The organism is Escherichia sp. E3659, from assembly GCF_005781135.1.
In the GTDB taxonomy this organism is placed as follows: Bacteria; Pseudomonadota; Gammaproteobacteria; order Enterobacterales; family Enterobacteriaceae; genus Escherichia.
On sequence record NZ_VATQ01000046.1, the window covers coordinates 44412 to 54856 of the forward strand.

10 protein-coding genes are annotated in these 10445 nt (G+C 52.4%); 4 read left to right on the top strand and 6 right to left on the bottom strand.

Translation table 11 applies throughout. From position 1 onward, the window contains the following. Positions 1 to 16 precede the first annotated feature (16 nt). The 3 genes from uxaC to FEK47_RS22840 all read left to right on the top strand — a co-directional run bounded on the left by uxaC (position 17) and on the right by FEK47_RS22840 (position 3565). Positions 17 to 1429, top strand: a complete 1413-nt coding sequence (uxaC, locus tag FEK47_RS22830) for a glucuronate isomerase (protein WP_053292087.1) — start codon at positions 17 to 19, stop codon at positions 1427 to 1429. 14 nt (positions 1430 to 1443) lie between these two features. Further along, the gene (gene uxaA / locus FEK47_RS22835) at positions 1444 to 2931 is read left to right on the top strand and encodes an altronate dehydratase (RefSeq protein WP_130218271.1); all 1488 of its coding nucleotides are present in this window, start codon (positions 1444 to 1446) and stop codon (positions 2929 to 2931) included. An 82-nt stretch (positions 2932 to 3013) separates the two neighbouring features. Continuing rightward, positions 3014 to 3565: a YgjV family protein gene (locus FEK47_RS22840; RefSeq protein WP_135487212.1), complete on the top strand. Its 552-nt coding sequence runs from the start codon at positions 3014 to 3016 to the stop codon at positions 3563 to 3565. 3 nt (positions 3566 to 3568) lie between these two features. Here the strand turns inward: FEK47_RS22840 and sstT are convergent, their stop codons facing one another. From sstT to FEK47_RS22870, 6 genes are all read right to left on the bottom strand, one after another. Continuing rightward, positions 3569 to 4813, bottom strand: coding sequence for a serine/threonine transporter SstT (gene sstT, locus FEK47_RS22845; RefSeq protein WP_135487213.1), 1245 nt, complete (start codon positions 4811 to 4813; stop codon positions 3569 to 3571). Positions 4814 to 5017: 204 nt separating this feature from the next. Then, a complete protein-coding gene (locus tag FEK47_RS25255) occupies positions 5018 to 5320 on the bottom strand; it encodes a hypothetical protein (RefSeq protein ID WP_138183382.1) in 303 nt (100 codons plus the stop codon). A 108-nt stretch (positions 5321 to 5428) separates the two neighbouring features. Further along, complete coding sequence (gene alx / locus FEK47_RS22855) at positions 5429 to 6394, bottom strand: TerC family membrane protein Alx (protein ID WP_130223864.1); 966 nt, start codon at positions 6392 to 6394, stop codon at positions 5429 to 5431. Positions 6395 to 6852: 458 nt separating this feature from the next. Continuing rightward, positions 6853 to 7839, bottom strand: coding sequence for a Gfo/Idh/MocA family oxidoreductase (locus FEK47_RS22860; protein ID WP_130218265.1), 987 nt, complete (start codon positions 7837 to 7839; stop codon positions 6853 to 6855). Positions 7840 to 7917: 78 nt separating this feature from the next. After that, entirely contained in the window at positions 7918 to 8610 is a 693-nt protein-coding gene (locus FEK47_RS22865) for a vancomycin high temperature exclusion protein (RefSeq protein ID WP_130223868.1), read from the bottom strand. A 76-nt stretch (positions 8611 to 8686) separates the two neighbouring features. After that, positions 8687 to 9190: a M48 family metallopeptidase gene (locus FEK47_RS22870; RefSeq protein WP_130218261.1), complete on the bottom strand. Its 504-nt coding sequence runs from the start codon at positions 9188 to 9190 to the stop codon at positions 8687 to 8689. A gap of 84 nt (positions 9191 to 9274) precedes the next feature. Between FEK47_RS22870 and rlmG the strand changes: the two genes are divergently transcribed. Next, positions 9275 to 10411, top strand: a complete 1137-nt coding sequence (gene rlmG, locus FEK47_RS22875) for a 23S rRNA (guanine(1835)-N(2))-methyltransferase RlmG (protein ID WP_135487215.1) — start codon at positions 9275 to 9277, stop codon at positions 10409 to 10411. Positions 10412 to 10445 lie beyond the last annotated feature (34 nt).

The window sequence follows — 10445 nt, forward strand, 5'->3', positions numbered from 1 at the left end:
TGAGAGGAAGACGATAATGACTCCGTTTATGACTGAAGATTTCCTGTTAGATACTGAATTTGCCCGCCGTCTGTATCACGACTACGCAAAAGACCAGCCGATTTTCGACTACCACTGCCATTTACCGCCGCAGCAAATCGCAGAAGACTATCGCTTTAAGAATCTGTATGACATCTGGCTGAAAGGCGACCACTACAAATGGCGTGCAATGCGTACCAATGGTGTTGCTGAGCGCCTGTGTACTGGTGATGCATCTGACCGTGAGAAGTTTGATGCCTGGGCGGCGACCGTTCCGCACACGATCGGTAACCCGTTATACCACTGGACGCACCTCGAACTGCGTCGTCCGTTTGGCATCACTGGCAAACTGCTGTCTCCGTCTACCGCGGATGAAATCTGGAACGAATGTAACGAACTGCTGGCGCAGGACAAATTCTCCGCGCGCGGCATCATGCAGCAGATGAACGTGAAAATGGTCGGCACCACCGACGACCCGATCGACTCTCTGGAACATCACGCAGAGATCGCCAAAGACGGCTCTTTCACTATTAAAGTGCTGCCGAGCTGGCGTCCGGATAAAGCCTTCAACATTGAACAGGCGACCTTTAACGACTACATGGCGAAGCTGGGTGAAGTTTCCGATACCGACATTCGCCGCTTTGCAGACCTGCAAACTGCCCTGACCAAACGTCTGGATCACTTCGCGGCTCACGGCTGTAAAGTGTCTGACCACGCGCTGGACGTGGTGATGTTTGCCGAAGCGAACGAAGCGGAACTGGACAGCATCCTGGCACGTCGTCTGGCTGGCGAAACCCTGAGTGAGCATGAAGTCGCACAGTTCAAAACTGCGGTGCTGGTATTCCTGGGCGCCGAATACGCACGTCGCGGCTGGGTACAGCAGTACCACATCGGTGCGCTGCGTAATAACAACCTGCGTCAGTTCAAACTGCTGGGGCCGGATGTAGGCTTTGACTCCATCAACGACCGTCCGATGGCGGAAGAGCTGTCTAAGTTGCTGAGCAAGCAGAATGAAGAAAACCTGCTGCCGAAAACCATTCTCTACTGCCTGAACCCGCGCGATAACGAAGTGCTGGGCACCATGATCGGTAACTTCCAGGGCGAAGGTATGCCAGGCAAAATGCAGTTCGGTTCCGGTTGGTGGTTTAACGATCAGAAAGACGGTATGGAACGTCAGATGACCCAACTGGCGCAGCTCGGTCTGCTGAGCCGCTTTGTCGGTATGCTGACTGACAGCCGTAGCTTCCTGTCATACACCCGTCACGAATACTTCCGCCGCATTCTGTGCCAGATGATTGGCCGCTGGGTGGAAGCGGGCGAAGCACCGGCGGACATCAACCTGCTGGGCGAGATGGTGAAAAATATTTGCTTTAACAATGCGCGTGACTACTTCGCCATTGAACTGAACTAAGGTCTGGGGTTGATATGCAATACATCAAGATCCATGCGCTGGATAACGTCGCGGTCGCTTTAGCGGATTTGGCTGAAGGCACAGAAATCAGTGTCGATAACCAGACCGTAACGCTGCGCCAGGATGTTGCTCGTGGACATAAATTTGCGTTAACGGATATCGCAAAAGGGGCCAACGTCATCAAATATGGCCTGCCGATTGGTTATGCATTGGCGGATATTGCGGCGGGGGAACACGTTCACGCCCACAATACGCGCACGAATCTGAGCGATCTGGATCAGTATCGCTATCAACCTGATTTTCAGGATCTGCCTGCGCAAGCGGCAGATCGTGAAGTGCAGATCTATCGTCGCGCTAACGGTGATGTCGGGGTACGTAACGAGTTGTGGATCCTGCCGACCGTGGGCTGCGTCAACGGCATCGCGCGACAGATCCAGAACCGTTTTTTGAAAGAGACGAACAACGCTGAAGGTACCGACGGCGTGTTCCTCTTCAGCCACACCTACGGCTGCTCGCAGCTGGGCGACGATCACATTAATACCCGCACCATGCTGCAAAACATGGTGCGTCATCCGAACGCAGGCGCCGTGTTGGTCATTGGTCTGGGCTGTGAAAACAACCAGGTTGATGCTTTCCGTGAAACGCTGGGCGATATCGATCCTGAACGCGTTCATTTCATGATCTGCCAACAGCAGGATGATGAGATTGAAGCCGGGATCGAGCATTTGCATCAGTTGTATAACGTCATGCGCAACGATAAACGCGAGCCGGGCAAACTCAGCGAACTGAAGTTTGGTCTGGAGTGCGGCGGTTCTGACGGTCTTTCCGGTATTACTGCTAACCCAATGCTGGGGCGTTTCTCTGATTACGTCATCGCTAACGGCGGTACTACCGTACTGACCGAAGTGCCGGAGATGTTTGGTGCAGAGCAGTTACTGATGGACCATTGTCGCGATGAAGCGACGTTTGAAAAACTGGTCACCATGGTCAACGACTTCAAACAGTACTTTATTGCCCATGACCAGCCGATCTACGAAAACCCATCGCCGGGGAACAAAGCGGGTGGTATCACCACGCTGGAAGATAAATCTCTCGGCTGTACGCAGAAAGCGGGCTCCAGCCAGGTGGTAGACGTGCTGCGCTACGGCGAACGTTTGAAAACACCAGGGCTGAACCTGTTAAGCGCGCCGGGTAATGATGCCGTAGCGACCAGCGCCCTGGCGGGTGCGGGCTGCCACATGGTGCTGTTTAGTACCGGTCGCGGCACGCCGTACGGCGGATTTGTACCGACGGTGAAAATCGCCACCAACAGTGAACTGGCGGCGAAGAAAAAACACTGGATCGACTTTGACGCGGGTCAGCTGATCCACGGTAAAGCGATGCCGCAGTTGCTGGAAGAATTTATCGATACCATCGTTGAGTTTGCCAACGGTAAGCAAACCTGCAACGAGCGTAACGACTTCCGCGAACTGGCGATCTTTAAAAGCGGCGTAACGCTGTAAAGTCGAAATAAGTTGTGAATAAAAAACGGCGTTTCATAATGTGAAGCGCCGTTTGCTTTTCCATACCTGCTAAGGATTTATCATGACCGCGTATTGGCTGGCCCAGGGCGTGGGTGTCATCGCCTTTCTGATTGGTATTACAACATTCTTCAACCGCGATGAACGTCGCTTCAAAATTCAGCTTTCCATCTATAGCGTATTTATTGGCATACATTTTTTCCTGATGGGCGTCTTCCCGGCGGGGGCCAGCTCAATCCTCAATGCTATCCGTACATTAATTACTCTGCGTACCCGTAGTTTATGGATAATGGCGATCTTCATCGTGCTGACGGGTGGAGTTGGTCTGGCGAAGTTCCATCATCCGATAGAGCTGCTGCCGGTCATTGGCACGATTGTCAGTACCTGGGCGCTATTTCGCTTTAAAGGACTGACCATGCGCTGCGTGATGTGGTTTTCTACTTGTTGCTGGTTAACTCACAACATCTGGGCCGGGTCGATTGGTGGCACGATGATTGAAGGCAGTTTTCTGCTGATGAATGGCCTGAATATCATTCGTTTCTGGCGTATGCAGAGAAGGGGAATTGATCCGTTTAAAGTGGAGAAAACCCCTTCCGCCGTAGACGAAAGGGGCTAAGTATTAGTTACGCAGGGCGCTATTTGCCAGACGATCGTCTTCTGCCTGGCACGCCGCTGCGGTGAACAGCACGTCAGTTGAAGAGTTCAGCGCGGTTTCGCAGGAGTCCTGCAATACGCCGATGATAAAGCCGACGGCAACCACCTGCATGGCGATATCGTTCGGAATACCGAACATATTACAGGCCAGCGGGATCAGCAGCAGAGAACCACCTGCCACGCCGGAAGCACCACAGGCGCACAGAGAAGCAACTACGCTCAACAGCAGCGCTGTGGGCAGATCAACCGGAATACCCAGCGTATTAACCGCAGCCAGCGTCAACACGGTAATGGTGATTGCTGCGCCCGCCATATTGATGGTGGCACCGAGCGGAATAGAAACGGAATAGGTATCGCGATCCAGATTCAGCTTTTCACACAATGCCATGTTTACCGGAATATTCGCCGCCGAGCTACGGGTGAAAAAGGCGTATACACCGCTTTCGCGCAGGCACAGCAGCACCAGCGGGAACGGGTTACGACGAATTTTCCACCACACCAGCAATGGGTTAACCACCAGCGCCACCAGTAACATACAGCCAACCAGCACGACCAGCAGTTGTGCGTAGCCCCACAGTGTGGAGAAACCAGTGGTTGCCAGCGTAGAAGAAACCAGACCAAAAATACCGATTGGTGCGAAACGAATCACCAGTTTCACCATAAAGGTAACGGCATTCGACATATCGTTGACCAGGTTTTTGGTGGTTTCGTTACCGTGACGCAGAGCGAAACCAAGGCCAATGGCCCACACCAGAATCCCGATGTAGTTACCTTTCAGCAGAGCCTCAATAGGGTTAGAAACCATGCTCAACACCAGCCCACGCATCACTTCCACGATGCCTGACGGCGGGGAAATATCGCCCGCGCTACTGGACAAATGCAGGGTAGAAGGGAAGGCGAAGCTGAAGACAACCGCAGCCAGCGCGGCAGAGAAAGTACCCAGCAGATAGAGGAACAAAATAGGGCGGATATTGGTTTTCTGCCCGTGCTGGTGGTTAGCGATGGAAGCCATTACCAGCATCAGCACCAGAATTGGCGCTACAGCTTTCAATGCACCAACGAACAAAGTGCCTAACAGACCGACAGCTTCAGCCGCCGGTTTTGAGATCCATGCCAGAAGAATTCCCAGAACAAGGCCGACCAGGATTTGTTTTACCAGGCTGCCATGAGCCAGACGCCGGAATAGCCCCGGTGAACGTTGCGTAGTCATTTTTCGATCCTTTCATTGTGTTGTCGCACATCCCTGGTGCGTTCTGTCGACGCATCTTTCAGGATGTAACAAAGTGTTTGCAAGGTCGAGTATAAGGAAAGTTACAGCTTCGGGAAGCGAAAAATGCTGGATTTTAAAGAGAGGTCATGTTTTGCAACTTAATGGTTACATTTATTTGACATAAACAGAAGGAAGGACTGGCTACTAAGGCTGATTAGATAACATATGGGCAAAACTATTTGGAATATGAGAACGGTTGCGCTCCTTTAATGTGCTATGCCATATAAAGTCACTGGCGCAGGGAGCGCGCAGGGAGCGGCCAATCGCCGCCGCCCCCTGCACCCCCAGGCTCTGGCGAACAAAATCGCCGCTGCGCGGTTCCCTCAGCTTATCCCTTGCGGCTACCGGGTCGGGCGCAAGGTAACGTCCCTGTAAGATGCGCCCTCGCCGCGCATTCATGCGCGTCGCCCCGGCCTCCAGGGAACGCTTCGGCGATTTTGACGCCACCAACACCCGTGCGGTCTTTTTGTAAAGAGCTATAAGCCGATTACATAATTAATAGCTCACCTTTGTCTGGAATGAGTTATCTCTGGTAATGGCTTAATATACAGCGAATCATTCTCCCCGCTGCTTATCATGCCGATAATTCACCCACGCGTTGATAATAAACGTCGTCACCAGAATGCCAAACACCACGCCCAGCGAAACGGCGATCGGAATATGATAGAAGTCGACAATCAGCATCTTGATACCGATAAACACCAGAATCACCGCCAGACCATATTTGAGCATCGAGAAACGCTCCGCTACGCCCGCCAGCAGGAAATACATCGCACGCAGGCCGAGGATCGCAAATAGGTTTGAGGTCAGCACAATAAACGGGTCGGTAGTCACGGCGAAGATAGCCGGAATGCTATCCACGGCGAAAATCACGTCGCTCAACTCCACCAGAATCAGCACCAGCATCAGCGGCGTGGCATACAACAAGCCATTCTTACGCACAAAGAAATGCTCATTGTCGATGGTGTCGGTCATACGCAAATGACCGCGCAGCCAGCGCACCAACGGCTTGTCGCCAATCCCTGATTCATCTTCATGGGCGAGCGCCATCTTCACGCCAGTAAACAGCAGGAAGGCGCCGAAGATATACAGGATCCAGTCGAACTGAGAAATCAGCCAACTACCGGTGAAGATCATGATGGTACGCAGAACAATCGCCCCGAGCACGCCATACACCAGCACGCGGCGTTGTAATGCCGCCGGAACAGAGAAATAGCTGAACAGCATCAGCCAGACAAAGACGTTATCGACCGCCAACGATTTCTCAATCAGATAACCGGTGAGGAAGGCCAGTGCCTGCGGGTCCGCGACTTCGCGCCCCTGCGTCTGGACTAAATACCACCAGAAAGCGGCGTTAAACAGTAACGAAAGGGTCACCCACACCAGCGACCAGGCCGCAGCTTGTTTCATGGTCATGGCATGCGCGCCACGACGCCCCTGCAACAACAGGTCGATAGCCAGCATAATGGCGACAACAACAGCGAATCCGCCCCATAGCAACGGCGTGCCGACAGTATTCATAGAAGTTCCTTACACATAAAAAAACGGCCAACATCGGAAGACGTCAGCCGCTGCTTTTTATGCATAGACCTCGCCTTCCGGCAAGGTCTCACTTACAACAAAAAAGGAATACGTCTGCGTATTCCTTTCAGATTGGTGACAAAGTGCCTGCGTTTATGCCGGATGCGGCATGAACGCCTTATCCGCCTACAAAATCATGCGAATTCAAAAGATTGCAGGAACTATGTAGGCCTGATAAGCGTAGCGCATCAGGCAATTTTGCGTTTGTCATCAGTCTCAAAGGAATATGTCTGCGTATACCTTTCGGGTTGCCCGGTGACCGGATGTGGTTTTTCACACATCGTAATGACGATCGACCGGCAATGAAGTTACTCCCCTTTGCAGGTAACAAAGTATGACAGACCATTCATCCAGTCAATGGTCTGTTACATGCCTTTTACACTGCTTTACGGTAACCATTATTGTTTTACGCTATCTGCCGGAAAAATCACCCCAGTCTGGCGGCGGATCTCGGTCAGCAGTTTGGCAGTGATGCGGCTGACCGCCAGCCCCGGATGATTAATCAGATGCTCATCCACCAGTTCAGCAAACAGCTCTGCTTCGTAGAGCATGGTATTAATATGCTGTGGCTGAGTGAGATCCTGCATCTGGCTGCCGCGCGGCACAAAGCAGACTTTCTGGCATTCAGAGAGTTTTTCAATCACCAGCGATCCCGCTTCGCCCTGAATCTCGCTCGCCAGGACAGAATCACTGACTTTTGAGTGCTGCAACGTAACGCTGAAATCACCGTAATCCATCACCACCACGCCGTGGGCATCCACGCCGCTTGCCAGCAAACTGGCGGTTGCCTGCACGCTTTTCGGTTCACCGAATAATGCCACCGCCGACGCCAGGCAGTAAAAGCCGATATCCATAATCGAACCGTTAGAGAACGCCGGATTGAAGGTGTTGGGATTCTCACCATCCAGATAACGTTGATACCGCGAGGAATACTGGCAGTAGTTGAAAAAGACTTTCCGCAGTTTGCCGACTTTTGGCAGCGCCTGGCGTAACAGATGAAAGTTAGGCAGGCAGGCCGTTTTAAATGCTTCAAACAGCACCACCTGATTTTCCCGCGCACAGGCAATGGCCGCATCCACTTCCGCCAAATTCGACGCCAGTGGTTTCTCGCAAATCACATGGATTTTATGGCTCAGAAAAAGCTGCGTCTGGGAAAAGTGCAGGGCATTCGGGCTGGCAATATACACCGCGTCAATGGCATCGCTTTCCGCCATCGCTTCCAGCGACGTAAACAGATGCTCGACAGAAAACTCATTGGCGAAATGCTGGGCCTGTTCAAGGCTGCGGGAATAGACGGCGGTTAACTTATATTTACCGCTCTCATGTGCGGCCTCCACGAACTGGTGAGTGATCCAGTTCGTACCAATCACAGCGAAACGTATCATAACGCGTGGATACTCCATAAAGGGATTCTGCCGTCAATGTAGCACGCCTTTTTCATCTTCGACGTGCGCGGATACGCATTATTTCTGCGCCGGACAACCATGCTCACTAAACGGACCAATCATGACCGACGGCCCGAGATATTTTGGCTGGCGATGGAGGATTTTTGCGTCTATCACCGCTCTAACCCTGGCGAGTTTCTCCCGCAGCTGAGTATACAAACCGTGCTTCATATTCAGGTCTGGCGCGTTAAACCCGATAGCATCGATGCCGTACTGTTTTGCCAGCCAGATGGCGCGTTGGTTATGAAATTCCTGCGAGATAATGGTGATATGGTTTTCCCCAAAAACTTTATTGGCACGTACCACTGAATCAAGCGTTGAGAATCCGGCATAGTCACAGAAGATCACTTTTGCCGGTACGCCCTTAGCGATCAAAGCCTGCTGCATGCCTGACGCTTCATCGTAATTTTTACGTCCGTTATCGCCACTGACCAGCAACCATTTCACTTTTCCTGCGTGGTACAACTCTGCGGCGGTATCAATACGTCGGGTAAAGTAGCGATTACCTGGCCTTGCTCCCAACAATAAACCCACGTTACGTGCCGGAATAGCGTTGATGTCACTCCAGGTGAGTTGTTGGCTGGCGTTGACCATTGCCCGATCGGCGATAAAAATCGTCGCGCCTGCCACAAGCAACAGAAAACAGGCAATTTTTGGAGTCCGGCGAGAAAAACAAATGCGGCGAAGAAGGCGGGCAAATGCGCGCAGCATGGTCGTTATCCTTAACGATAGAGGGGAGGTCGATTTTAGGCGCTAAAGGAGGAAAAGATAGCGCCTGCGATCATTTTCAGATTTTGTCCTGTCCCAACGACAACTGCGTCAGCCACAGGCGAGTGTCGAACTCAAGCTGGTGGTACTGCGGTTCCATATGGCAGCACAACTGATAGAACGCTTTGTTATGTTCTTTCTCTTTCAGATGCGCCAGCTCGTGCACCACAATCATGCGCAAAAATGGTTCTGGCGCGTTGCGAAACACGGTGGCGACGCGGATCTCCGCCTTCGCTTTCAGCTTGCCGCCCTGCACACGTGAAACAGCGGTATGTAACCCGAGCGCGTTTTTCAGCACGTGGATCTTATTGTCATACATCACTTTATTGATCGGCGGGGCATTGCGCAGAAACTGATTTTTCAGATCCTGAGTATATTGCCAGAGGGCTTTATCGGTGGCGTAGTTGTGCGTTCCCGGATAGCGTTTTGCCAGTACATCGCCCAGACGCTGTTCATTAATCAGCGTGCGCACCTGGGAAAGCAGCTGCTCGGGATAACCCTGAAGATAAGTAAGATTGCTCATAACCGCCCACGAAAAAGAGAAAAAGGGTATACTCACGCACCCTTTTCAGGGGCAACGTCGAAATTTTATCATTCAGGAGGGCCGATGAGCCACTTAGACAACGGTTTCCGTTCACTGACACTACAACGTTTTCCGGCGACGGATGACGTTAACCCGCTACAGGCGTGGGAAGCGGCGGATGAATATTTGCTGCAACAGTTGGACGATACAGAAATCCGCGGCCCGGTGTTAATCCTGAATGATGCTTTTGGCGCGTTAAGCTGTGCGCTGGCGGAACATAAGCCGTACAGCATTGGCGATTCGTATATTAGCGAACTGGCGACGCGTGAGAATTTACGTCTCAACGGGATTGATGAGTCGAGCGTGAAGTTTCTCGACAGTACCGCTGACTACCCGCAACAGCCGGGGGTGGTGCTGATCAAAGTGCCGAAAACACTGGCATTGCTGGAACAGCAACTGCGTGCGCTGCGCAAAGTGGTCACGCCGGAAACACGCATTATTGCCGGTGCCAAAGCCCGTGACATTCACACTTCCACGCTGGAACTGTTCGAAAAAGTGCTCGGCCCGACCACCACCACGCTGGCATGGAAAAAAGCGCGCCTGATTAATTGCACTTTCAACGAGCCGACGCTGGCCGATGCGCCGGAGACCGTTAGCTGGAAGCTGGAAGGTACTGACTGGACTATCCACAACCATGCGAATGTCTTCTCCCGCACCGGGCTTGATATTGGCGCGCGCTTCTTTATGCAGCATCTGCCGGAAAATCTCGAAGGTGAGATTGTCGATCTCGGCTGTGGTAACGGCGTTATTGGCCTGACGCTACTTGATAAAAACCCGCAGGCGAAAGTGGTGTTTGTCGATGAATCGCCGATGGCGGTTGCTTCCAGCCGTTTGAACGTTGAAACCAACATGCCTGAGGCGTTGGATCGCTGCGAGTTTATGATCAACAACGCGCTCTCCGGCGTGGAGCCTTTCCGCTTTAATGCTGTGCTCTGCAACCCGCCGTTTCATCAGCAACATGCGCTGACCGATAACGTCGCCTGGGAGATGTTCCACCACGCCCGCCGCTGCCTGAAAATCAACGGCGAGCTGTATATCGTTGCCAACCGTCACCTGGATTACTTCCACAAACTGAAGAAAATTTTCGGCAACTGCACCACTATTGCGACGAATAATAAATTTGTGGTGCTGAAAGCGGTGAAGCTGGGGCGTCGTCGATAAGATTGGGAGTTACCTGCCGGATGCGGCGTAAACG

Bases quoted from the DNA above. Each gene is read 5' to 3' on its own strand.
- FEK47_RS22870 (WP_130218261.1), bottom strand. From the start codon at position 9,190: ATGAGCAATCTTACTTATCTTCAGGGTTATCCCGAGCAGCTGCTTTCC.
- alx (WP_130223864.1), bottom strand. From the start codon at position 6,394: ATGAATACTGTCGGCACGCCGTTGCTATGGGGCGGATTCGCTGTTGTT.
- sstT (WP_135487213.1), bottom strand. From the start codon at position 4,813: ATGACTACGCAACGTTCACCGGGGCTATTCCGGCGTCTGGCTCATGGC.
- uxaA (WP_130218271.1), top strand. From the start codon at position 1,444: ATGCAATACATCAAGATCCATGCGCTGGATAACGTCGCGGTCGCTTTA.
- FEK47_RS22865 (WP_130223868.1), bottom strand. From the start codon at position 8,610: ATGCTGCGCGCATTTGCCCGCCTTCTTCGCCGCATTTGTTTTTCTCGC.
- FEK47_RS22860 (WP_130218265.1), bottom strand. From the start codon at position 7,839: ATGATACGTTTCGCTGTGATTGGTACGAACTGGATCACTCACCAGTTC.
- rlmG (WP_135487215.1), top strand. From the start codon at position 9,275: ATGAGCCACTTAGACAACGGTTTCCGTTCACTGACACTACAACGTTTT.
- FEK47_RS22840 (WP_135487212.1), top strand. From the start codon at position 3,014: ATGACCGCGTATTGGCTGGCCCAGGGCGTGGGTGTCATCGCCTTTCTG.
- uxaC (WP_053292087.1), top strand. From the start codon at position 17: ATGACTCCGTTTATGACTGAAGATTTCCTGTTAGATACTGAATTTGCC.